Here is a 22,995-nt window from a genome sequence, read left to right as displayed (position 1 = left end):
GGGTTCCCTTGGATGTATTTGCGGGACGTCTTTGGTGTGCGGCGCACGGCAGGCGTGTAGTCCAATGCCACAGTGGTCCCATTGCTTGAAGTGGATCGACGTGATGGCTGAGAATAAGAATGCGGGCGCACCTCCGAGTGCACAGGACCTCCGAATGCAGATCCTCCAGCGGGAAATGGAGGAGATGGACAAGGAGCGGCGATTGAAGGCGATCGAGGAACAGAAACACGCCGATTTTGCCGCAGATTTTCTTGAGAAACAGGTGACGGAGGAGGAAATCGCCATCGTTCGCCGCCTTGTGGCGAACGCCGTCAAGGCCGGCAAGTTCGAAGCGATGGTTTACAGCTTCCCCTCCGAGCTTTGCAGCGATAGCGGTCGCGCAATCAACAGTGGCGACCGCGACTGGCCGCAGACGCTGCAGGGCAAGGCGAAAGAATTTTTCGATCGCTACCAGACCTATGGCAAGCCGCAGGGCTACAAGCTGAAGGCGATGATCATCAACTTTCCGGGCGGCATGCCCGGCGACGTCGGGTTCTTCCTGAACTGGGCGCCGGACAAGGCCTGAACGCGACCGACTCCCGTGTCGGTAGTCGCGTCGGCACCCGTGCTTCAGCGCATTCAACCTTCGGAAGCCCGCGCCGCAAGACGCGGGCTTCCCAGTCCTAGAAAACGTCAGGTACCGTCCTGCGAATGTGATCATCGTCCGCGAAGTCGTTCGGCCGCTTCTGGCGCTTGCCGAGGTCCGGTTCGATAAACTTCACACGTTCGTAGGGGATCGAGGCGAGCATGTGCGAGATGCAATTGATGCGCGCCCGCTTCTTGTCGTCTGACGGTACGATCCACCAGGGGGCATACTCCGTATCCGTCATGCGGATCATCTCGTTATAGGCCCGAGTATAGTCCCACCAGCGCCGATAGGACTCGACGTCCATGGGGCTGAGCTTCCATTGGCGCAACGGATCGACGATGCGCTGGCGGAACCGGCGCTCCTGCTCCTTCTCGCTGACATCGAGGAAGTATTTGAGCAGGACGATGCCGCTTTCGACCATTGCCGCTTCGAAGCGCGGTGCGAGTTCGAGGAAGCGTCGCGCGCTGTCTTCCGAGCAGAAACCCATGACGCGCTCCACGCCCGGGCGGTTGTACCAGGAGCGATCGAAGATCACGACCTCGCCGGCAGCCGGCAAATGCTGGATGTAACGCTGCATGTAGATCTGAGATTTTTCCCGGTCGGTGGGCGCGGGCAGGGCGACGACCCTGAAGACGCGGGGGCTGACGCGTTCGGTCAGCCGCCTGATCACGCCGCCCTTGCCAGCGGCATCGCGTCCCTCGAAGACGATGACGATGCGAGCGCCGGTCTTCTTCACCCAGGCCTGCAGGTGCGCAACCTCTTCCTGCAGTCGGGCAAGCTCCTTGGCGTAGCCGCCGGACGACCGCTCCTCTGGCGCTGCTGCTTCGGCAACCTTGTCGGCGTCGTTCTTGTTCTTATTCTTTTTCTTGCCTTCGTGTTTTCCCATCTTTCTCTCCCGTTTCGAAGCTATGTGCTGTTCCCATGGCGTTGGAGTTCGCAGCGATTTCCCCTTCCGGCGCCTGGCTTTCGCCATACCGGGCCTCGTAAGCGTCGAGTGCATCCTCCATGCCCTCGAAGATCATGTTCGGCCCGATTCTTTCGATGATGCCGGCCCGGTCGAGCAGGGCGCGCGCATCCGTGTGCAGCTCCGCCAGACCGAGTGCGATGCCCCCCGCCTTCAACTCATCAGCAAGATCCCCGAGCATCTCGGCGGCGGTGCTGTCGATCTGGGGGATCGCACTGGCATCGATGACGAGCCAATGGGCGGGCGGCGGCAATTCTTCGGCTATGGCGGTCAGGCGCGCTCGCACATAGTCCGCGTTGTAGAAAAGCAGGCTGTCCTGGATCATGCAGGCACCGAAGCCCGGCACCGACCGTGCATCCGGCGCGCGATGCAGCTTGTAGAAGCCATCCCGACCAGGGATTCTGCCGAGCAGGGCGTCGTGCGGATACATGGTCTGCAGCAGGAGATAGATCAGGGTCGCAGCAATGGCGATGACCACGCCATTCAACACACCGAGGCCGATTGGTCCCCATAAGGCGATCAGCGCAAAAACGAATTCGATCCGGTTGATGCGCCATATCCGTCTGAGGCCCTCGATATCGATCAGGCTGAGAGCCGTTGCCGCGAGTATCGCGCCCAGAGCGGCGATCGGCAGGATGCGCAGAACGTTGCCGAGGAACAGGAGCACCGCCATGAGGGTAGCGGCCGCGACGAGGCTGGCGATTTGCGAACGACCGCCGACGGCGAAGTTCACGGCGGTGCGGGAATCCGAGGCCGTCACCGGAAACGTTCCGAACAGTCCGGCCGCGAAGTTTGCCGCTCCGAAACCCGTCAGTTCGCGGTTCGGGTCGACACGGTAGCCGCCGATCGTAGCGAAGCTACGGGCGGCGATGACACCGGAGCCGAAACTGACGAGGAAAATCGCCGCCCCGCCGGTAAGCAAGGCGTCGATCGGCAGGTTGTCGATGCGCGGCAGCACGAGCGATGGCAGCCCTTGCGGGATGTTGCCGACGATCGCCATGCCGCGCCCTTCGAAGTCGAAGAGAAAGGAAAGCAGCACGGCCACGAAAACGACGATTACCGGGCCCGGTATGGGTGAGCGATAGATGCGGGCCACTTGCAGAAGTGCAAAACAGGCCAGGGCGAAGGCCAAGGTCGGCCAATGGATCGAACCGACTTGTCGCAGGAGCTCGAGCACGGGCGATATGAGTCCTTCGGACTCGATATCGACGCCGGTAAAGCGCTTGATCTGCCCGACCAGGATCGACAGCGAGATGCCGGCGAAGAAGCCGGTCAGGATCGGGCGTGACAGAAAGGTCGCGAGCACCCCGAGCCGTATCAGGCGCGCAAGCAGGCACAGGATGCCGACGATCAGCGCCAGCAGCGCGGCCGCCGTCACGCGGTCGACCGTCGCGCCGGGGGACGCGAATACCGCTGTCAGAACCGCTGCCAGCACGGTCATCGTCGCAGCATCCGGTCCCACGATGAGTTGGCGCGATGGACCGAAGAGCGCATAGGCGATGAGCGGCGTTATGCTGGCGTAGAGACCCGTTTCGGCAGGCAGTCCGGCTATGGCGGGATAGGCGATGGCGCTTGGCAGGCCAACGGCGGCAATCGCAAGTCCAGCGGAAATATCGCTGCGCAGCCAACTCACCCGATAACCATCCAGGTTCGCGAGTAACGGCAGGCGAGGCAGGTGAAACGGCATGCTTGTGCCCCCGGATTATGCCTCCTCCAACCGGCAACGGATTCATACCCATGGGAGGGGCAAACGGTTGGACCATAGCATTGGAAATATTAGAGATGCAAAACTTTTCGTTTTGGCGGATTCTGCGTAATCCGCGAAAGTTGCATCGGTCGCATCATGCAGGTTCCTGCAACGTGTGACATCCCTGAAGGCCGCTCCAGAATGGCCGGATGCGAGAAGTCCCGTGGCGGCAAGCTATCACTGTGCAGCGTGTTTACTGCGGACGGCGATCCAAGCGCGTCCGCCGCTGCCTCGCTGCTTGTCGCCCTATGAGATGGAGAGTTCGAAGTCGGATATCTGGGCGATCCAACGCAAGTTCCCGTCTTGGAGAGGCGCCGGAAAGGCTTGGTCCGGCGCCAAGGCTCCGCAACGAAGCTTGTTGCCGGATGGCGATGCGGTATCGACTCCCGTGGCGGTCCGCGCGAGCGCAGGTGAACGACGGCCTCTCGGTGTGGACGGAGCACTGCCGTCAGTGCGCGGTCCACTGAAATGCCGGCCGGGGCGCCTTGTTACACCTTGGGCATGATACCTTTGTTGACGAGCCAGGTCTCGAAGGTGCCCGGGCATCCTTCGCTGAGCCATTTTCCCCGATAGGAAAAACCGGGGGTGACGCGCCCGCCGCCGACGAGGCCATCGTCATAGCGGCCGACGAGCCCAACTGCCTTGTGCATCTTTCCGGGATGTTTTCTCTTGGTCTTTGCGAGCTTCATTGAATGCCCCTACGCACTACAACCTAAAGCAATAGCGTCCCACAATGCACGCGTCCGTCAAGGATTAGATAGGTGCGTAAATGGGGTTAGGAGTCGAGAAAAATGCGATGCGCCGATCGATGGGCGCAGCCAAAGTCTGCCACGCAAGCATGTTCCAACGATCTCGACGTTCCAGGAACAGACTCGGTTCTGTCGGTCGGCAGCCGCAGGCTTTGCCATGACGCAGCCGCAAGGTTTGCCGACCGCAAGTTTCAGTCGAAAGCTATGGCGCCTGGCTGATTGCCCGGCTCCGAAGGGTGGCAAACTGAGATCGGCGGCGCCGTCGTAACCGCGAAGGGCAGGGGGCAGAAAGGCCGCGGGTGGCGGCTTGTATTTACGCCCCACCGCCGCCGCCCTCTATCGACATCCTCGCGGGCCAGTCCGAGCAATACTATTGCAGAACGACGACGGCTTCGACCTCGAACAGCATGGGGTCGACTGCGAGGTTCGGAACGGGAACCAACGTTTGTGCCGGCAGCGCGGTCCCAAACATTTCCCTGACGTTCTCGGTCAACACCCCAAGCTTGGACATATCGTGGTCGACCACGAAGATTGTGAGCTTGGCAACCTGGTCTGGCCGGGCGCCGAGTGCGTCGAGGGCAGCGCGCAAATTCGCATAGGCCTGCTTAACCTGAACGGCGAAGTCGGGCGACAAGGCTCCCGAGCTGTCTTGCCCCCCCTGTCCGGAGATGTAGGCCACCCGCGCACCAGGGGGCGTGACCACCGCGGTGCTGTAGCCATTCGGCGTCGGGTCGTAGAGCGTCTTGGGATTGACAATGGTCAGCTCGAGATTGCCCTCGTTGGCTGTTGCCGCACTGGGAACTCCAATGTTCATGATGACTAGCCCTCCGGTAAGCACATGTTTGACTGTGCGTGACATGATTTTCTCGCTCCGAACGCCATGAGCACGGGCCTCGCGCCGGCATAATGTGAACCTTGAGACCAATCGTCGATGATTGACTCGTACAATGTACGATTTTTTTGCATCGTACATTGTACGAGTCAATGGGTGAGGTCGACATTCACTGTGTTTCCGGCCAAATTCGGGGGGGCGAATGAAAAGGAAGACGGAATGGTGGCCAAAAGCAGCGGCGCCCGGACTAAACGATCACAACGGAAAAGTGGGAGTCGCCAATCCAGCCGGGAACCGCGCGGCGACGGTTCGCTCTCCCTCGAACGTATCATAGCGACCGCTATCGAACTGCTGGACGCTCAAGGTGTTGACGGATTGACGATGCGACGGCTGGCTGATCGTCTCGGCTCAGGGGTGATGAGCCTCTATTGGCACATCGACACCAAAGAGGATGTTTTTGATCTCGCACTCGACGCTGTGCTCAAATACCGCGGCTTTTCGCAAACGGGTGAACTCGGAGAATGGCGCGCAGAAGTCGTCCATATGCTCGAAGACTGGCGCGTCTGCATGCTGCGTCATCCTTGGTCGGCTTCGCTGCTGCCGAGCCGTGCGCTCGGCGCCAACATGCTGCGTCGCTTGGAACTGCTGGGCAGCAGCTTATCGCGTGCCGGTGTCGCCGATGCGGATCTCAACGTTGCGATCTGGTCGCTTTGGAATCATGTCCTGGGCGCCACCGTCACACGGGCAAGCTTCGACCTGTCGGATGAGGACAAGGCAGCGGCGCAGCAGCGCCTTACGCATCTCAGTGAACGCTACCCGACGATCGAACGCTCCCGTCTCTTGTTGGAAAACGACTGGGACGGCACCTTCAGGAAGGGCCTCGATTTCCTGCTGGATGGTCTGACGCCGAAACTGTGATCGGGTTCGCGTCGAGGCCGTCGAAGTCTTCCGGCCCGGCATCAATGACGATCTTGCCGAGCGCGGCTAGCGCCTTCGATCGCCACGAACCTCAGGATGGCTGCGGAATAGCCTCGTTCATATCGACCTGTTGGCCATAGAACACACGGATGGCTAGAACGACGCCAGCGATCAGTACGACAACGCCGGTGGCCTCCATCATTGTGGGCCATCGCGCATGGACAACGAGCCCACCGATCACGCCGAAGGCGGTCTCCGAGACGATCAGTTGCGCCGCGAGCGCGACGGGCAGGGCACGCGAAGCGACATTCCACGCCCACACCCCGCACACTGTCGCCATCAGGGCGAGCGAGGTCCCCCACAAATATAGGGAGCCGGCCGCTTCCCAGCCGAAACCGAGTTCCGGAAGCTGAAAGAGGCCCATCGCTGCACCAACCGGGTAGAATGCGAGCATCTGCACACCACCGCCGATCAGGATGAGCGCAGACCACGTACCTGAGGGCATGTCAGGGCGAATTGCGAGCGCCGCCTGATTGGCGATCGCAAACCACACCCATAGTCCAACCGCCGCAAGAGCAAGCGGAATACCAATCCAAAGCGACCGAACGGAAGTGAGGCTGTCAGTTGTGAATGCCGAGCCGTTGACCAGAATGAGACCCATCACCACAAGTGCGAGCGGCGTCATCAAGAAGCGCCACGGGAGCGACTGCTGACGCCGGTTTCCAATGATCGCCAGCACGATCGGCACCAGGCCAAGGAAGGCCGGCGCAATGACCGGTCCACTGAAGATTGCAGCTCCCGTCACCGTCAGAAAGTAGCCGACGTAGCCGATGAAGGCCAATCCCGTTGCCGCCATGGCGTTGCGGAACGTCAAATGGCGTAGAGCCGTCTCTCGTCTCGAAAACAAAATGACAAGACCAACCAACGCCGAGACGACGTGCCGGATCATGGCGAAATCGAAGGTGGAGTAGTCACCGATAATGAATGGCACGATAAAATTGAGGGAGAAGGCAAACGCTGCAAAGAGCGCCGCGAATACGCCGACCGAAAATTGCCTGTTCATCATGAGCACAGCCTCGAGCGTTTGAATGAGCTTTGCCGATTTCTCATTGCCCAGCTCCGTTTCTACGATGCTTAAAGGGATAGACCTTCCCTTCGGCCCGTTCGACGCCTAAGTTCGCAAGAGGGTTTTCGAAAAATAGAAACATGAACTGGAACGATGTCCGCTACTTCCTCGCAGTGACACGCCAGGGCGGCCTCACCGGCGCTGCGCGTGAGGTGAAGGCCAGTGCTTCCACGGTCGCGCGACGAATAGAGACCCTGGAATTCGCATTGAAAACGCGACTGTTCGAACGCAGACCAGAAGGCTATGAACTGACGGATGCGGGCCGCGCCATGGTTGAAAAGGCGACGGCGATTGAAACCGCAATGCACGAGCTGGAGGGCAGTTTTTGCGGGCAGGATGGTAGCGTCTCGGGAACGGTGAGAGTTATCACCGTCGATGCGCTTGCCCATCATCTCCTGATGCCAAGCCTGCCGGCGCTGCAGGATGCCTATCCCGACCTCTCGTTGGGAGTTGTGGTCAACGCCGCATCCTTCGCCCAACTTCCGCAAAGGGAAACGGATATCGGCCTTCGGCTCTGCCGTCCTGAACAGGGCAATTACGTGGTACGCCGGATCGGTATGATCGCATTCGGTCTTTACGCGTCGAGTGATTATCTGAAGCGCTATCCCGTTCGGGAAGATCAGTTGCCCATCACCGGCCATCGGCTCATCACCTGGGGCGACCCCTTGTCGTTTCTCTCTCTTCCCACGACGTTGCGCTCATGGGTCGATAGCGGTGTCACCAATTTGACGGTCGATTCCATGCAAGCGCAGCTGTTCGCGATGAAGGCGGGCAACGGCATGGGCGTGCTGCCGTGCATTCTCGCGGACAAGGAGGAAGGGCTAGTCCGGGTCAAGCCGGACCTTTGCCGGCAGGAAGAGCCTATCTGGCTGATCGTCCATGAAGGGGTTCGCGGCGCGAAACGCATCCGCGTCGTCTGCGAGTTTCTCGAGACCATCGTGAAGCAGGGGCAGCGGGCGCTTTCGGGGGGGATCCCTATCGAACATCAAGGCACAAAACGCGAAGCCTAAATGTCGCGGGGCTGGTACCTCTGCACAGCTTTTCAGCAGTCGCGCTGGACAAGGGCAGGGATGTTCCAGTGTGAGGACGTCGTTGACGCCTGCAATAATCTCATAAACACTGCGTGCGGAACATCCTGGACGACATCGTGGAGGCCGGCAGCGACCTGGAGACTTTGCGGGGCGCGGGGCGACCGCGCGCCCCGCAAATGCGGCGTAAGCTATTTTTCAATCGCAGCCTGTGGCGTATTGCGGAAACTGATCGCCATTCGGTTATAGGCGTTCATCAGGCTGATCGCGATCGTCAGGTCAGTGAGTTCACGCTCGGTGAATTCGGCACGTGCCGCTTCATAGGCTTCGTCCGGCACACCCGTCTCGGCGACCCGCGTGACCGTTTCGGCCCAGGCAAGGCCTGCTCTCTCACGTTCATCGAAGAGGTTGCCTGCCTCCTTCCACGCCTGCACCAATGCGATCTTCTCGATCTGTTGGCCCTTCTTCAAAAGGTCGCGCGTGTGCATGTCGAGGCAGTAGGCACAGTTGTTGATCTGCGAGATGCGCAGATAGACCAGTTCGACCAGCACCTGTGGCAGGCCACTCTGGAGGACGTAGCCGTATACACCTCCAAGGGCCTTGGCGCCAGCCGGAGCGATTTGGTTGTAGTCGAGACGCTTGCTCATTTGTTCGGTTCCTTAAGTCGGGTTTACTCGATGGGGGTGGTCAGGGTCTTCTCGCCGCTATCAAGGACGAAGACCGCGAGGAGCCTTGCGGGCTTGGTCTTGCTGACGTTGCGGCTGACGAGGTGCTTGGACGCCGGCGGTTCGTACCAACTCTCGCCGGCGCGATAGGTCTCGGCCGCACCGTCATTGACCTTCGATTCGATTTCTCCAGAGAGGACGTGGGCAAAGATGAACGACGAGTCCGCGTGACTGTGCGGGACGGAGGCTCCGCCCGGTGGGTAGTCGACGATCACCACTTTCATCGTCTTGCCCGGAATGTTGGGTATCGCCTTTTCGAAATGCGGCGTGACCGTTTCGGTGGGGCCATGTGCTGCGACTGGCATGGCGGTGGCTATGGCGGTGGCTGCGTAGGCTGCACCCACGATGAACCTTGCATTCATGACGACATTCTCCTTTCATGACGTCTTGTGGGAAAGCGAGCCCACCGCCTTCCAGAGAGGACAAAGGAGCGGGCTCGCTTGTGGCAGCCGGCGCGGCTTGATCGGTGCGCTGGCTGCCAAGTGGTCGTCGCTTCGTAGGCGGACCTCTTGGCCGCTCCCACGATCAGGCGACCACGATGCGAAGAGGGTCGGCAGCCGCAAGCGCTGCTGCGCGTTCGGCACTCGGCGGATAGATCCATTCGGTGTTGATCTTGGTTTTCAGCCTTTTGGCTTCGTCACCCGAGAGCTTGACCTGGCGGTCCCAGCCTTCCGTGTAAACGGCGCCCCACGGGCCGAGGTCGAGGCACGTCACGTACTTTTCTTGGCTGTAGGCGATCGGATCCGTTCCGAGCAGATCTGCCGCGACGTTGTGTCCAGCGGAGCGCCCGAGGTTTTGAGCATGTTGGCAGCTCATCATCGTACGGTTGCCTATCTCATCGGTTGCCGCGCAGGCGACGTCGCCGGTTGCGAAGACGTTTGCGTGACCGATGACCTTCAGGTTCCGATCGACATGGAGGCGTCCAAAAGAATCTTTGTCCGCATCGATCTGGCTGGTGATCGGGTTGGCGCGAGCGCCAGCCGTCCAGATGACCGTTGCTGCGTCGATGCGTTCACCGGATGCCAGGGTGACGCCGTTTTGGTCGATGGCAACGATCGGGGAACACAAGCGCGTCTCGACGCCGAGTTCCGAAAGCGCCCGCTCGATGACTGGACGCGGGCCGGGGCCGAGATCCGGTCCGATTGCATTGCCACGCTCGACGATCACGACGCGAACATCCGCGTTGTCTCCAAGTGCGGCGCGAAGGCGATGTGGCAATTCGGCGGCCGTTTCGATGCCGGTGAAGCCGCCGCCGGCGACGATCACGGTGTTGCGTGCAGGGGTTTCCGGCAGACGACCCAATTTGGCGATGTGTTCCTCCAACTCCGCCGCATCGGCAAGCTGGTCGACATTGAAGGCGTGGGCAAGCCCCGGGATATCCGGTCGAAACAGGACGCTGCCGGTGGCAAGAACAAGCTTGCTGTAGCCGATCGTCTGCTCGTGGCCATCCTTATCCGCGTAGGTAACGGCGTTGTCCGCTGCCGAGATGGACGTCGCGTAGCCCTTGATGAAACGCACGCCGACATTGGCGAAGATCTCGGTGAGGGACGCCTTCATCTTCGCCGCGTGCTTTTCGTAAAGACGGGGGCGAATGTGCAGCTCGGGTTGAGGTGCGATCACGGCAACCTCGACGGAACCGTCGGCCTTTCCCTGCTGGTCCAGTAGCCGCATGGCGCCGAGTGCCGACCACATTCCGGCAAATCCAGCGCCGATAATCAGAATTCGTTCACGCATTTCTTTTCCTCAGACAAGGCTTCGCCATCGGCTAAACAGGGCCAGCCATCGGGCATTGCCGTTTCGGTTAGGAGTCTCCGGAGGCGGAGACGGTTTTCGCGATGATCCAATGTCGTCGCTTAACTACGACTAGCGCAGTCGTAGTTAATCAGCAACGATAAATCCGGTCGATTTCGGAAACGCATTGTCAACGCGTCGGAGACACCCAAGGACTTGCGCCGGAGAAGCTTCGATGTTATCTCCGACTGCATTTGTCGGTGTTTTGGTGTTTCCGTGGCTCACATAAGCGCAGGCGTCGAATACGCTCTCCACTGTCTCCTGTTCCTCATCGAGACGGAGGAGTTAGACCAGCCGGCAAGTGCACGCGATCTCGCCGAGCTGCAGAAGATTTCCACCGAATTCGTTGCGAAGCTTTTCACTAAGCTCCAGAAGGCCGGCATCGTCGTCGCCCGAGAAGGTATTGGCGGCGGTTTTGCGCTTGCCCGCCCCGCCACCGACATCACCGCACTCGATGTTATCGAGGCCATCGACGGACGGAAGCCGCTGTTCGAATGCAAGGAAATCCGTGGCCAGTGTGCGCTGTTCGGCGATCGGACGCCTGCCTGGGCGGAAGACGGCGTCTGCTCCATTCACGCGGTCATGATCGAGGCCGAAAAGCGGGCGAGAGAAGTGATGGCTGGCCATACGCTGGCGACCATTGCCGCACGCGCATCGTCAAAGGCGCCCAAGGAACACGCGGGCAACATAAAGGATTGGCTTGCCGCCCGGACACCGCAACGCCGCCGCCGCGGCATCTCTGCGAAGGCTGGGTGATGCTCGGTGCCGCGCCTGACCGCCTTTTCGAGGGCCGTACGCTCAAATTTTCCTGTTTGCAGAGAATATCGAGGCCTGCGCGATAAACGCAGTCGCAAAGGTTCTTCCCCTGGTGTCGCCTCAGGCTTGGGAAAGTTCGGGCAAGCTGTCTGCTCGCCCGAATTCACGCCGACATCGGAGGCCAGTTATTCAGCGGCTGAGCGCTGCGGCAGAACCCAGTTCTGGCGCGGGAAGTGGCAAGTGTAGCCGTTGGGATAGCGCTCCAGGTAATCCTGGTGCTCCGGCTCGGCCTCCCAGAAATCTCCTACGGGCTCCACTTCGGTCACGACCTTACCCGGCCACAGGCCTGAAGCGTTGACGTCTGCAATGGTGTCCTCGGCTACCCGCTTCTGCTCGTCGTCGACGTAGTAGATTGCCGAGCGATAGGACGTGCCGATGTCGTTGCCCTGCCGGTTCTTGGTGGTCGGATCGTGGATCTGGAAGAAAACTTCCAATATCCGCCTGTAGCTGATCGTCCCCGGATCGAAAACGATCTCGATACCCTCGGCATGGGTGCCGTGGTTGCGGTAGGTGGCATTGGGCACATCTCCGCCGGTATAGCCCACCCGCGTCGCGATGACCCCGGGAAGCTTGCGGATCAAATCCTGCATCCCCCAGAAGCAGCCACCAGCCAAAACAGCTCTTTCAGCTCTATCGGTCATTCAGATATCCTCCACCTGGTTGATGAATGCGCCGTAACCCTCCACCTCCATTTCCTCGCGGGGAATGAAGCGCAGGGCGGCGGAATTGATGCAGTAACGCAAGCCGCCTCGATCCCTAGGCCCGTCGGGAAAAACATGGCCAAGGTGACTGTCGCCATGTTTCGAGCGCACCTCGGTGCGGAGCATACCATGGCAACGGTCCTGTAGTTCCTCGACATTGGCAGGCACGATCGGCTTGGTAAAGCTCGGCCAGCCACAACCGGAATCGAACTTGTCGGCCGAGGCGAACAGCGGTTCGCCGGAAACGATATCGACATAGATCCCCGGCCTCTTGTTGTCATTGTACTCGCCCGTGAAGGGACGCTCGGTCCCGCTCTGCTGCGTTACGCGAAACTGCTCGGGCGTCAGCTTTTGGATCGCTTCGTCTGTCTTTCTGTAAGTCATTCCTCGTCTCCAATAGGGTATGCTGCTTGGAACCGGCGTTGAAGCTGCGACGGTGGTGCTCGGCACGCCGGCCCACGCGTCCGGGCTTCGTCACCAGTTGAACTGTCGGCGAGCGATATCGTCGATTTCGAAGCGGTAGATGCCGATGTCGTCGAGCTGGTGGTCGCTGTATCGCCCGAGTTCCAGAGCGGTCTGGCGGTAGCGCTGATGCGCGCGGATCCTCGATATAAGATAGTGCATGATCATGAGGCGCTCCTCTTGTTCAGCCGGCGGATCGCCGGAGATGGTGTAGTCGCAGTTGGGCTGGATGAGGGCACACCCTTGGGCCGCCCTTTTCGTCAATCAGGCCCGTGTCGCACGGAGCGCCGCAAACGAGTCGACGGCGATCCAGAGAGAGAGGGCGAAGAGCCCGGCGTCCTTGAGCAGAAACTGCCCGGGCGCAACGGAGATCGCCGGAAAGCCGAGCTCAGGCACAAACACCCCGGGGGTCGTTGCCATGAAGCTGAGTGTCGTTGCGAAAAGTCCAGCCGAAAGCAATCCGCCGACGAGCGAGTAGATCGGCTTTATCAACCGGGCCACAATGAGGACGGCAATGCTGAGTTCGAGGAAACCGAGGAGGTTCGAGAAACCCTCCACGCTGAACAGCGAATAGGTCCAACTCAGCAAGGGATTGTTGCTGACCAGGCTGACCAGGCCCTCCGCTTCATAACGGGTAAACTTCATGCCGCCGAACCAGCCGTAGATCACGGCGAGGGAGCCATAGAGGCCAGCGGCAGTGACGGCTTGACCGTGGCTGTCGATCAGGTCGAGCGCTAAGGTGGCGGAACGAGCGTGGACACGCGGACGCGCCGCGCCGCGGTGTGCGAGATCACGAAGCATTGTCTTCTCCTGGTTGGTGGCGTCGGGCAATTCTCCCGACTGGCCCTGGTATGCGATACAGATCTGTATCGTTGAGTGATTAATATACCGATCTGTATCGTTTGACAATCCGGCTCTGGAATTTTGTGGTCGCCGTCGTTCAATGGGAACTACTCGCGAGTGCGAGCGCGCGCCGCCTTTTCGAACCGCAGGCCTCGCTTGCATTTCCCAGACAGCACGATAAAATGATACAAATCTGTTTTGTTTTTTTGAGGCTAACATGCGCCGTTCAGAGATCCGCGGTCATCTGCTCGATACCGCCCTGCGCCTGTTTAACCTGCACGGCTACCAAGCGACCGGCATCGATCTTCTCATCGCCGAGGCTGGGGTGGCCAAGACGACGCTCTATCGGCACTTCGAAACCAAGGAGGAGCTTATCCTCGCTGCCCTTGGGCGGCGAGATGAAGAATCCCGCGCCAAAATGCGGATCTTTGTCGAGCAGCGTGCGGACGATCCCTATGAGCGCCTTCTGGCGACTTTCGATTTTCTGGAGGCCTCGGTTCGGGACAAGCAGTTCCGCGGCTGCATTTTCATGAGCGCTGCCGGGGAACACAAGGAAGCCGTCGATCCGGTCTTCCGCGCCGCCTTGATGCACAAGCGGCTCGTTCTCGCCTATTTTGAGGAACTCGCGCATGCCGCCCGTTTCGCGGAACCGAAATGCGTCGCAGAGACGATCAACCTGCTGCACGAGGGGGCGACCGCCGTTGCGCAAATGACGCGGACGGGCGAGCCGGTCCGGCAGAGCAAGCGCATGGCGGAGAACCTGCTTGCACAGGAGGTCCGCGCGCCTTCGGAACCGCAGGGCAGGAGCGCGGGTACCGTACCGCATGCGAAGACTTCGAACGCTGGCTAAGCAACGTCGGAAGCGCCGGGGGCATGCGATGGATCGTCTCGAAGCAATGAAGATGCTGCTGGCAGTCGTCGACGCCGGCAGCATCTCGGCAGGGAGCAGGAAGCTGAATGCGCCACTGCCCAGCGTCAGCCGCAAGGTGGCCGAACTCGAACGGCACCTAGGCGCGAGCCTGATCGTGCGCACCAGTCGCAATCTTCAGCTCACCGATGCGGGCAGGGAATATGTCGAGGCAGCCCGCAAGATCATGGCGGACCTCGAGGAGGCCGAACGTCGGGCGTCCGGCGAATACCGGACCCCTCGTGGCATCTTGACGATCACCATGCCGGTCGAGTTCGGCGCACGCTACGTCATGCCGGTCGCGCTTAGCTACATGGAGACATATCCGGAGGTGTCGCTCAACCTACTCTCACTCGACCGGACAGTGCATCTCGTGGAGGAGCAGGTCGATATAGCCATCCGGTTGGGCGACCTCGCCGATAGCTCTCTCTACGCGGTGAGGGCTGGGGAGTTTCGCCTGCTGACCTGCGCTAGCCCGACATACCTGCAGCGCCGGGGCGTGCCGAAACATCCGAGCGATCTCGCAGACCATGAAGGAATACTCTTCAACAAGAGGACGTTCTTCTGGACATTCGATGTCGATGGTCACGAGGTGGAGGCAATTCCACGCAACCGTCTCGAGGTTAACACTGCGGCCAATTGCGTGGCTGCGGCGGTTGGCGGAGCCGGCATCGCCCGTTTGTTCGATTATCAAATCCCGGACGAGCTCGCTTCAGGCGCTCTCGTGCCGGTTTTGGAGGCTTTCGACCAGGCGCCGCGGCCGATCCACATTGTCTATTCTGGACAGGGTCAGTTGACGCTGAAGGTGCGGTCCTTCGTCGACTGGGCGCTGCCTCGCCTTCGCGCTGCCTGCAGAAGAGGCGAGGCGCCGCAGGCCTAATTGGCAAAGGCAGCCCTAACCTTTTCGACAGTGGTGGCTGTATCCTGCAGGTGCGGGAAATGGCCTATACCTTTCACTATGTCGAACTCCGAATTGGTACTCTCGGCGAACTCCTTGCCCATCTCCGGCTTGATGTAGATGTCTTTTTCGCCCCAGATCACTTTGATCGGAGTCGTGAGCCTGCCGAGGTTGGCTTCGAGATAGTCCTCGTCGCGCGTGAAATTGGAATAGTAAAAGGCGAAGGCGTCGGCGCTCGTTATGCCATCGCGCAGCCAGGAATTCTTCATATCCGCTTGTACCTCAGGCGGCAGTTCGTACTGGGCGTCGGGTGTAAGGCCGCGGCGATGGACGTTTGCTAAGATTTCGTCGCTGGTCTTGTTCATGTAGGCACGCGTCGGCGTCGCCGTCGGCTCTGTCTTAAGGTTTTGCAGGCTCTCATACATGTATTGCGGCCGGTTGAACGGCGCGAAGTCGCCGACGATGATCGTCCTTGACACGGTTGGTTCGTCGAGGGCCAACAGCAGTGCGGGCAGGCCGCCGATATCCGAGGCGTAGATGACCAGATTCGATCGGTCGATGCCCGTGTTCTCAATATAGGCCTTGAGTATCTTGGCGTAGTCCCTCGGCGAATAGGAGAACTGTGACGGCGAGGGGCGTGACGACTGGCCATATCCGGGCCAATCGAAAGCGTGGACCTCGTAGTCCGTGCCGAGTGTCGTCGCGATCTCTTTCCAGACGGCGAGCGTTTCGGGGAAGCCGTGCAGGAAGAGAACCGTGCCCCTGGGAGAGGCCGGACGGGTAACCATGCGCCGCAGCGTGATGGTCTCGTCGATCTTGATGAAGTCGATCTTCGGGCCGGTTACCGGGATGGCTGTGCCAGCCGATGCTGATGCCGCCGATGCCATTGCCACGGAAGCGGCGGCCACGAAGTTCTTCAGCGATGGGATAACCATGTCAGGCGTCCTCCTGGTCAAATCCAAATCTGATGAGAAGATCCGATATCCAACGGGTCGCTGGCAGATGGTGTTTTTGAGAGGAACCCTCTTGAATTGAGCAAAGGCCCCGCGGTCGCAGGCCGCCCATTCCCATGCGAGAGGTTTCCATCAAACGCAGACGAGGGATCTCGTCTCGGCGTTGGCCCTTCCTGCGATCCGGCGTCCGGCCGCTCGCCGTCCCGATCGAACCAAGTGTCCGCGTGAGAGGATGGCTCTCAATTCCGCTGGGTGCCGGCCGCCCGGTCTCGTTCTTAGATTTCCGTTCATTCGCGGATCGTCCGTTTTCGGCGCGATCCCAAGTGAAACCGGCGAGGCGAAAAATCGCCCGCTTAAATAAAGGAAGATCAGAATGAACGATGTTACGTCCTCCTCGCAAAAAGCGATTCCGGAAAAAGCCAGGGCGCTCCCCGGCCACTCGACCGTCGGCACGAACGACCTCGATGCCGCTGCCGCCTACTACGACAAGCTGCTCGCCGTCTTCGGTATCGGTCGGGTGCTCGTTCAGCCGGGACGTGCCGTCTACTACGGGCACCGTGCCCTCGAGTTCGGCGTGCTCAAGCCGTTCAATGGCGGGACGGCCATTGCCGGCAATGGTACGATGACCGCCTTCGAGGCCCGCTCGCGAGCGCAGGTGGATCTCGCTCATGCGACGGCCCTGGAAGCAGGCGGTTCGGACGAGGGAGCCCCCGGTCCGAGAGGCCCTGATGGCGGTGACCCCTACTGTGCCTATTTTCGCGATCCGGAAGGAAACAAGTTCCTCGTCTACCGCACTGGTCCCGACGAGGTCTGACAATCAGCATAGCCCGGGACCTCGCCGCCACCGGTGAGGCCCGGCGTCGAGTCCAAACCCAGTCGATTGTGCGTGTTTGCAAAGGAAACTCTCAAATGGACCTGGAAAACAAGGCTCGAAAGAGTCAGGTCACGCGGCGCTCGTTTCTGCTCTCGGGCGCTGCGATCGGTGTCGCGGCAGCGGTGCTGCCTGCGCCCGGCGCGACCGCCAACATGAATACGTCGGTCAAGAGCGACGATATCCGTCCGTTCAGGGCTGCCATTCCCGAGACGGCTCTCGCGGATCTCAGGCGCCGTCTAGCGGCGACGCGCTGGCCGGACAGTGCGACCGTCAAAGATCGTTCCCAGGGCGTCGAGCAGCGGACGCTCCAGGAACTCGTGGCCTATTGGCAGTCCGCCTATGATTGGCGCGGGGCGGAACGAAAGCTTAACGCGTTTCCTCAATTCCTGACGAACATCGATGGGCTGGACATTCATTTCATCCACGTGCGCTCACGCCATGAAAACGCACTTCCATTGATCATGACTCATGGCTGGCCCGGCTCGGTCTTTGAGCTGCTGGACGTGATCGCCCCATTGACCGACCCCACCGCCCATGGCGGCAAGGTCGAAGATGCTTTCCATCTTGTCATCCCTTCGATCCCCGGCTTCGGATTTTCGCAGAAACCAACCTCTACGGGCTGGGACGCGCAGCGGATTGCCATGGCCTGGGACCGGCTGATGAAACGGCTGGGCTACAACCGCTATGTCTCGCAAGGGGGCGACTGGGGCGCCATCATCAGCGACGCCCTCGCGCGTCAGGCGCCGGAAGGGCTGCTCGGTATCCACGTCAACAGGATTGAGCGCGCGACGACGTTTCCAGCCAACGCCGCGCAAGCGCTGAAGACTGGAGGGCCGGCTCCCGACAGCTTGTCAGCCGAAGAGAGGAAGGTCTTCGACGAGGCGCGTGACTTCCTCAACAGCGGCTTTGGCTACGCTTCGATCCTCAGCACGCGTCCGGAGACGGTCGGGTACGGGCTTGCGGATTCTCCGGTGGGGCTGGCGGCCTGGCTCTACGACAAGATCGCGGATTGGGTGTTCACACGCGGCAATCCGGAACAAACTTTGAGCCGAGACGATATTCTCGACAACATCACTTTGTACTGGCTGACGAATACTGGCCCATCGAGCGGACGTATCTACTGGGAAAACCTCAAGGCAGGAGCCAAGCTTACCGCCGCCAAAGTTCCCGTCGCCGTGACCGTATTTCCGGGGGAGGTCTATCGGCCGCCGCGAAATTGGCTATCAAAAGCCTATCCGCAGCTCGTGTACTATAACCGCGCGCCGAAAGGTGGGCACTTTGCTGCCTGGGAGGAACCGGAACTCTTCGCCGAAGAGGTCAGGGCAGGTTTCACGGCCATGCGTGTTCGGAACTAAACCTCGAACCCGTCGTGTACGAGGGAGGCCAGCCTAGACTACAATTGCAAGCGGTACTCCAGTTGGGGATAGCTCGACTGGATCTTGTTCCTCGCCGCGCCGGCGCGAGTTCTCAAATTCCTGACCCGTCGAGTTCCTGGTCGTCGTCGCCTTCCCAAGGGGAGGGCATCGCGCTGCGAGTGAGGTTGGCCGATGGCATCGGCATCCAGCACTTCAATTCCGGCTCGGCGTATTCGACGATGCGGCCGGGCGAGGAATCCGAGGCGCGCCAGCCTTCTGCGCCGAACTGATCGCCATTCGACCAATATGCGAGGTCAACTTCTGCCGCCCCTTGTTCGGACGGACGGATCGTGACGAGGATCCGACTGCCATTCTTCGGCGCGCTTGCCATGTGGCGCCATTGGTCTGGCTCGGCCATTATTTTTCCTCCTGTCTTGCTGCAGGTTGCAAGTGTGGCCTCGCTACTGAGAGCGGTCAACCCACACTGTGCGCCCGGGGAGAGTGACATTCCTTTATTGTGGAAACAGGATTTTTCAACTTTTCGGCTGCATATTTGAAGATGACGCAAAGTAGTAAAACTAGAAACGTCGTTTGTAGTTGTTGTTGTTTCAAGCGGAGTAATTTGCGTAATACACGGACGCAATCCGCCGTTCGGACGGAACTGGTCAGGGTCGCGGCCGTGTCGGCGGCGGATGACCCCAAATAAACTTTAGCTTTAGGTCACTCTCCCGCTTTCAACTGAGCAAGGGCTTACTGTTGGCCGGGAGATGGCCGCGGAATCATTGGCGGGGACCAATGGCCGCCAGCCTCCGTGGCAGTGGAACTGACAACTCATATGCGTCGATTAGAGCAGCATATCCCGCAGGGATCGCTTTCTCTGGCAACCAGCGTCCGTGAAAAACGCTTACAGCGTCCGAATATGGCTTCCGCTGCGACGCATTCATGAATTTTGATATCCGCACGTGAAAATCAACCCCTAAGAAAGAGTTTCATGAAAACTGATAACGCGCAAGCGCAGCCATGTGCGGAACGGACGCCACTTCTGAATCTCAAACACACGAGCGTCGTAGGCGTCGAAGCAGAACGAAGAGTACCGGGGAGCCGACTGGGGCTTCGCCTAAAGTCGCTGCGGCGTAGCGGCTTCCGGTCTGGATCCTAGGCGATTTTGCTTACAAAAACACAGCCCGGGAGTCGTTTTGAGAATAAGCCCCACCTGCCAAGTGCACTCCGCTTCCCGCAGAGAGCGGGCAGGCGGCTACTCGATCATGTAGCCCAGCGCCCGATAACCCGCACGTCGTTTCGCAGCCATCCGGACCAGAACCGGGACGGCGTTGTCGACATAGTCAACGACCAAGACATCTTTCTTGTCATCATGCTGGCGATGGAGCCGGCCGACATACTGTGCCAGGGTCCCCTTCCAGGCGATCGGCATCGTCAAGAACAATGTGTCAAGCCGCGCATCATCGAAGCCTTCGCCTATATAGCGGCCCGTTGCAAGGATCAGCCGCTCGGCGTCCCCAGGGACATTCAATGCCATGTTGGCTTGCTTACGGTCTTTTGCGGACATGCCGCCGCGCAGCACCACGAGATTTCTCACGAAGGGTGAGAACTTCTCGTGAAGATACTCGAGGTGGTCTTTGCGCTCTGTCAGGACGATCGGCGAGCGCTTCGCCTCGAGCGATTTCAGCACATCATCGAAAATGAGATCGTTCCGCCCGCTGTCCTGCGCCAAAGCCGCATAGATTGCGGGTATGGAAGGGTGTTCGACTGAAGCCAGGGACGGCGGCAATTCAAACTTCGTTGCACGATCGCGAGCGCGATGGCGGATGCCGCGTTCGGTAGCTTGAACTCTTGCATCAACCCGATGACGAACGGGGCCGCATTGCATGAAGATAATGGGATGATGCCCGTCCTTCCGAGCGACGGTCGCGGATAGACCCGCCACGTATCGCGCTTTGGACCGGCGAGCGACAAGCTCAAAGCTTGCCGCGGATAGATGATGGCATTCGTCGACAATCAAAAGGCCATAATCGGCGACAACATCGGCAACGTCCCCGTTGCGGACAAGGCTCTGGATCAACGCCACATCAATGACGCCCGTTGGCCTTCTTTTCCCGCCGCCGATAATGCCGATCTGCTTCGGGTCAATGTTCAGAAAGGAACTGAGACGCGTGACCCATTGATCAAGCAGTTGCCGTCGGTGGACAAGGATCAGCGTGTTTCGCGCCCGATGCGCGATGAGCGCTGCGGCGACAACGGTTTTGCCGAAGGCGGTCGTTGCCGCGAGCACACCGTTGTCGTGAGCAATGAGAGCGTCGAAAGCCTTCGCTTGCGGCTGTCGCAGTTGTCCTTGGAACGAAACGCGGGAGGGTAAAGCCCTTCCACCTTCGCGGTGATCCTCCAAAATGGCGGTCGCACCGTGGTTCTTGATGAGGTCAATCGCCTCGTCGAAACAACCCCGGGGCAGGGCGACGTGCCGCGGATGAAGCTCTGCGCATGAGACCACCCGGGGCTTGCCGAAAGTCGGCAGCCGCATGGCCTGCGCGCGATAGAATTCCGGGTTCTGGAACGCTGCTAGGCGAACAAATTGCGCAATCAGGGCCGGCGGTAGTTCTGTCCTGTCGATGTAAACCTGGTCGACGACCACGACGCTGATGCGTTGCGGTAGTGCGGCTTCTATTCGCCGTGGCTCGCTGTGGCTTGACGGCAACATCTTCCACGGCTCGTCGGCGTGTTCGTCGTCGATCGGCATGCGAACACCCAAGACCCGACCCGACAATTCTGCCTCGTCGGCGATCTTGAAGACCGTGTCGGCGGACAATCTCGGCAGAGATGCAAGGTAGGCCCACTGGTCAGCGTAGGGTCGCAGATCCTCGTCGACAAAAACGCTGTTGCCGACTTCACGTGCCTTTCGTTGAAGCGGCAAGGCGATCAGATTGCCGAAGCCCCCAAGAGGCATCGTGTCCTGATTGGGAAAGAAGCGATCGTAGGACGCGAACCCGATCTCTGGGCGTCGCTCCATCGTTTCCGTGATCAGGGCGGAGCCAAACTGCCTGGCGATCCGGGCCGGAACGGGCTCGGCGAAGAATATCCAGACATGGCCGCCATTCCCCGATCTCGACCGCTCCAGGGCGACGGCAATTCCCTTTGCGTGGCACGTGTCCAGCAATGCCCTGGCATCGTCGGCCCAGCTTTCCTTGTCGAAGTCCGCGGCCAGAAACCAGCAGGTTTCGTCCTGCAGCAAAGGATACACTCCGGCGACAAAGTCGCCGGAGCGAAGGTCACCTCCACGCAGGTGCTTTTCGATGATGTCGGTGGTCGGTGGGATGAAGGCCTGATGCGGGCATTCTCCGCATTTCACCTTCGGTTTGCCGCAGATCCCCTTCGCCCACTCGTTGGAACAGGCCGGTGAATACCCTGAGCGGCCTGCTTTCCTGTTCTCCCATCGCACCGGAAAGACATCAGGGCGTCCAGCAAACAAACGGCGGAACAACTCGATCTTCTCGACCGATGGCGCGTTGTTGCTGACAGCAGCCCCGACAAAGGACGATCGGTCAGACGCGCGGCTATCGGCCGCCAGCTTTTGCTCAAGCGCTTCCAGCACACGCTCAAGTTCCATGCGCTCGGCATCGATATCAGCCAAGCGCCGCCGGATGTGCGCAATCTTATCCAATGTGTCATCCCAATCCGTCAACACCGCAGTCCACACCCCGAGAACTCCTGCCATGGAGCAACATAGAGCAAACGCAACTCGTGCTTAAAGGCAGAGAAGTGGGCGAAGGCTGTTTGGATGAGGAGGGGCAACGCGCAGGTCCCCTCTAACTGTCCCTTTCGCGACGGATCGTCATTTGCCCGAAACTGGACCTCACCGAGCAGACCCGGCTCTCGCTTGAAATCCTCCTAGCCAACATGTATATGCAGATGTATATGCAGAAGAGGAGAGTTTCATGCCGCAGACCAGACACAACGAACCTCCTGCAAGGGAAGCTAAGCTCTTCCGGAATAACAGGAGCCAGGCTGTTCGCATCCCGGCCGACTTTGAGCTTCCTGGCGATCGCGTGATGATCCACCGTGACGGGGATCGGCTTATCATAGAGCCGGTGCGCCGCAAGAACCTGCTGGAAGTCCTGGCAGGTCTGGATCCCCTTGGGCCTGAGGATCAGTTCCCTGATATTGACGAGACTTTGTTGCCCGCCAAGGAAATCGACCTGTGAGTACCCTTTTCATGCTGGACACCAATATTGTGTCGGAGCTGGCCCGGAACCCGAGAGGGCAGATCGCTGAACGCATTGCCGAGATCGGACCGGAGGCAATCTGCGTCAGCATCATAACGGCGGCAGAGCTACGTTATGGCTGCGCCAAGAAGGGATCCCCGAAACTGCTGGCCCAGATCGAAGCCATTCTCGGAAGCATTCTGGTGCTCGCACTCGACTTGCCCGCCGACACCAAGTACGGCGACATCCGGACTGAACTGGAAGCCAAGGGCAAACCAATCGGTCCAAATGACCTATTGATCGCTGCTCACGCCTGTGCCGCCGGAGCAGTCCTCGTTACGGCCAATACCGGGGAGTTTATGCGCATTCCCAACCTCCACGTTGAAAACTGGCTGGAGTTGATCTCAAGGCAATCAAAGGGCGTCGCCAGTTGAGGGGTTCTCAGGCGTCGCCAAGGTTCGTTG

Annotated in this window: 25 protein-coding genes; 10 read left to right on the top strand and 15 right to left on the bottom strand. The window is 59.9% G+C overall.

All coding sequences use genetic code 11. The features are described from left to right. Window positions 1-103 precede the first annotated feature (103 nt). Window positions 104-565, top strand: a complete 462-nt coding sequence (locus tag BHMPCIPO_RS18950) for a histidine kinase (protein ID WP_173518390.1) — start codon at window positions 104-106, stop codon at window positions 563-565. Window positions 566-662: 97 nt separating this feature from the next. Here BHMPCIPO_RS18950 and ppk2 read toward each other — a convergent pair whose 3' ends face one another. The 4 genes from ppk2 to BHMPCIPO_RS18930 form a co-directional block, all read right to left on the bottom strand. Beyond that, the gene (ppk2, locus tag BHMPCIPO_RS18945) at window positions 663-1,514 is read right to left on the bottom strand and encodes a polyphosphate kinase 2 (RefSeq protein ID WP_173518389.1); all 852 of its coding nucleotides are present in this window, start codon (window positions 1,512-1,514) and stop codon (window positions 663-665) included. Further along, window positions 1,483-3,279 (bottom strand): SulP family inorganic anion transporter, encoded by a 1,797-nt coding sequence (locus BHMPCIPO_RS18940; protein WP_173518388.1) that lies wholly within the window; start codon window positions 3,277-3,279, stop codon window positions 1,483-1,485. The genes ppk2 and BHMPCIPO_RS18940 overlap by 32 nt, the downstream gene beginning before the upstream one ends. 548 nt (window positions 3,280-3,827) lie before the next feature. Continuing rightward, window positions 3,828-4,028 (bottom strand): hypothetical protein, encoded by a 201-nt coding sequence (locus tag BHMPCIPO_RS18935; RefSeq protein WP_173518387.1) that lies wholly within the window; start codon window positions 4,026-4,028, stop codon window positions 3,828-3,830. A gap of 430 nt (window positions 4,029-4,458) precedes the next feature. Beyond that, window positions 4,459-4,947, bottom strand: a complete 489-nt coding sequence (locus BHMPCIPO_RS18930) for a RidA family protein (RefSeq protein WP_173518386.1) — start codon at window positions 4,945-4,947, stop codon at window positions 4,459-4,461. 192 nt (window positions 4,948-5,139) lie between these two features. Here BHMPCIPO_RS18930 and BHMPCIPO_RS18925 point away from each other — a divergent pair, with 192 nt between their 5' ends. Continuing rightward, window positions 5,140-5,838: a TetR/AcrR family transcriptional regulator gene (locus BHMPCIPO_RS18925; RefSeq protein ID WP_173518385.1), complete on the top strand. Its 699-nt coding sequence runs from the start codon at window positions 5,140-5,142 to the stop codon at window positions 5,836-5,838. 91 nt (window positions 5,839-5,929) lie between these two features. Here BHMPCIPO_RS18925 and BHMPCIPO_RS18920 read toward each other — a convergent pair whose 3' ends face one another. Further along, window positions 5,930-6,901 (bottom strand): DMT family transporter, encoded by a 972-nt coding sequence (locus tag BHMPCIPO_RS18920; protein ID WP_173520096.1) that lies wholly within the window; start codon window positions 6,899-6,901, stop codon window positions 5,930-5,932. A gap of 143 nt (window positions 6,902-7,044) precedes the next feature. Here BHMPCIPO_RS18920 and BHMPCIPO_RS18915 point away from each other — a divergent pair, with 143 nt between their 5' ends. Further along, the gene (locus BHMPCIPO_RS18915; protein ID WP_173518384.1) at window positions 7,045-7,974 is read left to right on the top strand and encodes a LysR family transcriptional regulator; all 930 of its coding nucleotides are present in this window, start codon (window positions 7,045-7,047) and stop codon (window positions 7,972-7,974) included. A gap of 209 nt (window positions 7,975-8,183) precedes the next feature. Here BHMPCIPO_RS18915 and BHMPCIPO_RS18910 read toward each other — a convergent pair whose 3' ends face one another. The 3 genes from BHMPCIPO_RS18910 to BHMPCIPO_RS18900 all read right to left on the bottom strand — a co-directional run bounded on the left by BHMPCIPO_RS18910 (window position 8,184) and on the right by BHMPCIPO_RS18900 (window position 10,451). Continuing rightward, window positions 8,184-8,639, bottom strand: coding sequence for a carboxymuconolactone decarboxylase family protein (locus BHMPCIPO_RS18910; RefSeq protein ID WP_173518383.1), 456 nt, complete (start codon window positions 8,637-8,639; stop codon window positions 8,184-8,186). A gap of 23 nt (window positions 8,640-8,662) precedes the next feature. Next, the gene (locus BHMPCIPO_RS18905; RefSeq protein ID WP_173518382.1) at window positions 8,663-9,079 is read right to left on the bottom strand and encodes a cupin domain-containing protein; all 417 of its coding nucleotides are present in this window, start codon (window positions 9,077-9,079) and stop codon (window positions 8,663-8,665) included. Window positions 9,080-9,242: 163 nt separating this feature from the next. Continuing rightward, the gene (locus tag BHMPCIPO_RS18900; protein ID WP_173518381.1) at window positions 9,243-10,451 is read right to left on the bottom strand and encodes an NAD(P)/FAD-dependent oxidoreductase; all 1,209 of its coding nucleotides are present in this window, start codon (window positions 10,449-10,451) and stop codon (window positions 9,243-9,245) included. Window positions 10,452-10,724: 273 nt separating this feature from the next. On the opposite strand from BHMPCIPO_RS18900, the gene BHMPCIPO_RS18895 reads away from it, so the two are divergent. Further along, a complete protein-coding gene (locus tag BHMPCIPO_RS18895) occupies window positions 10,725-11,264 on the top strand; it encodes an RrF2 family transcriptional regulator (RefSeq protein WP_173518380.1) in 540 nt (179 codons plus the stop codon). A 185-nt stretch (window positions 11,265-11,449) separates the two neighbouring features. Here the strand turns inward: BHMPCIPO_RS18895 and msrA are convergent, their stop codons facing one another. The 4 genes from msrA to BHMPCIPO_RS18875 form a co-directional block, all read right to left on the bottom strand. After that, the gene (msrA, locus tag BHMPCIPO_RS18890) at window positions 11,450-11,965 is read right to left on the bottom strand and encodes a peptide-methionine (S)-S-oxide reductase MsrA (RefSeq protein ID WP_173518379.1); all 516 of its coding nucleotides are present in this window, start codon (window positions 11,963-11,965) and stop codon (window positions 11,450-11,452) included. After that, entirely contained in the window at window positions 11,966-12,409 is a 444-nt protein-coding gene (gene msrB, locus BHMPCIPO_RS18885; RefSeq protein WP_173518378.1) for a peptide-methionine (R)-S-oxide reductase MsrB, read from the bottom strand. A 90-nt stretch (window positions 12,410-12,499) separates the two neighbouring features. Next, a complete protein-coding gene (locus BHMPCIPO_RS18880; RefSeq protein WP_173518377.1) occupies window positions 12,500-12,655 on the bottom strand; it encodes a DUF1127 domain-containing protein in 156 nt (51 codons plus the stop codon). A 96-nt stretch (window positions 12,656-12,751) separates the two neighbouring features. Beyond that, window positions 12,752-13,288, bottom strand: coding sequence for a YkgB family protein (locus BHMPCIPO_RS18875; RefSeq protein WP_173518376.1), 537 nt, complete (start codon window positions 13,286-13,288; stop codon window positions 12,752-12,754). Window positions 13,289-13,547: 259 nt separating this feature from the next. Between BHMPCIPO_RS18875 and BHMPCIPO_RS18870 the strand changes: the two genes are divergently transcribed. Together BHMPCIPO_RS18870 and BHMPCIPO_RS18865 are read left to right on the top strand one after the other, a co-directional pair. Continuing rightward, a complete protein-coding gene (locus BHMPCIPO_RS18870) occupies window positions 13,548-14,180 on the top strand; it encodes a TetR/AcrR family transcriptional regulator (RefSeq protein ID WP_173518375.1) in 633 nt (210 codons plus the stop codon). Between the two features lie 28 nt (window positions 14,181-14,208). Next, window positions 14,209-15,117, top strand: a complete 909-nt coding sequence (locus tag BHMPCIPO_RS18865; protein ID WP_173518374.1) for a LysR family transcriptional regulator — start codon at window positions 14,209-14,211, stop codon at window positions 15,115-15,117. On the opposite strand, the gene BHMPCIPO_RS18860 is transcribed toward BHMPCIPO_RS18865, so the two are convergent. Beyond that, window positions 15,114-16,070, bottom strand: a complete 957-nt coding sequence (locus tag BHMPCIPO_RS18860) for an alpha/beta fold hydrolase (RefSeq protein ID WP_173518373.1) — start codon at window positions 16,068-16,070, stop codon at window positions 15,114-15,116. The genes BHMPCIPO_RS18865 and BHMPCIPO_RS18860 overlap by 4 nt on opposite strands. A 391-nt stretch (window positions 16,071-16,461) precedes the next feature. Between BHMPCIPO_RS18860 and BHMPCIPO_RS18855 the strand changes: the two genes are divergently transcribed. Beyond that, a complete protein-coding gene (locus BHMPCIPO_RS18855; RefSeq protein ID WP_173518372.1) occupies window positions 16,462-16,902 on the top strand; it encodes a VOC family protein in 441 nt (146 codons plus the stop codon). Window positions 16,903-16,997: 95 nt separating this feature from the next. Continuing rightward, complete coding sequence (locus tag BHMPCIPO_RS18850; RefSeq protein ID WP_173518371.1) at window positions 16,998-18,317, top strand: epoxide hydrolase family protein; 1,320 nt, start codon at window positions 16,998-17,000, stop codon at window positions 18,315-18,317. Window positions 18,318-18,429: 112 nt separating this feature from the next. On the opposite strand, the gene BHMPCIPO_RS18845 is transcribed toward BHMPCIPO_RS18850, so the two are convergent. Together BHMPCIPO_RS18845 and BHMPCIPO_RS18840 are read right to left on the bottom strand one after the other, a co-directional pair. Then, entirely contained in the window at window positions 18,430-18,735 is a 306-nt protein-coding gene (locus BHMPCIPO_RS18845) for a hypothetical protein (RefSeq protein ID WP_173518370.1), read from the bottom strand. An 837-nt stretch (window positions 18,736-19,572) separates the two neighbouring features. Then, window positions 19,573-21,990: a TOTE conflict system archaeo-eukaryotic primase domain-containing protein gene (locus BHMPCIPO_RS18840; protein ID WP_246304478.1), complete on the bottom strand. Its 2,418-nt coding sequence runs from the start codon at window positions 21,988-21,990 to the stop codon at window positions 19,573-19,575. Between the two features lie 274 nt (window positions 21,991-22,264). Here BHMPCIPO_RS18840 and BHMPCIPO_RS18835 point away from each other — a divergent pair, with 274 nt between their 5' ends. Both BHMPCIPO_RS18835 and BHMPCIPO_RS18830 read left to right on the top strand, forming a co-directional pair. Further along, window positions 22,265-22,531, top strand: coding sequence for an antitoxin (locus tag BHMPCIPO_RS18835; RefSeq protein ID WP_173518368.1), 267 nt, complete (start codon window positions 22,265-22,267; stop codon window positions 22,529-22,531). Beyond that, window positions 22,528-22,965 (top strand): type II toxin-antitoxin system VapC family toxin, encoded by a 438-nt coding sequence (locus BHMPCIPO_RS18830; RefSeq protein ID WP_173518367.1) that lies wholly within the window; start codon window positions 22,528-22,530, stop codon window positions 22,963-22,965. The genes BHMPCIPO_RS18835 and BHMPCIPO_RS18830 overlap by 4 nt, the downstream gene beginning before the upstream one ends. Window positions 22,966-22,995 lie beyond the last annotated feature (30 nt).

The organism is Ensifer sesbaniae (assembly GCF_013283665.1).
Lineage (GTDB): Bacteria > Pseudomonadota > Alphaproteobacteria > Rhizobiales > Rhizobiaceae > Ensifer > Ensifer sesbaniae.
This window is presented reverse-complemented; position numbering and strand designations above follow the sequence as displayed.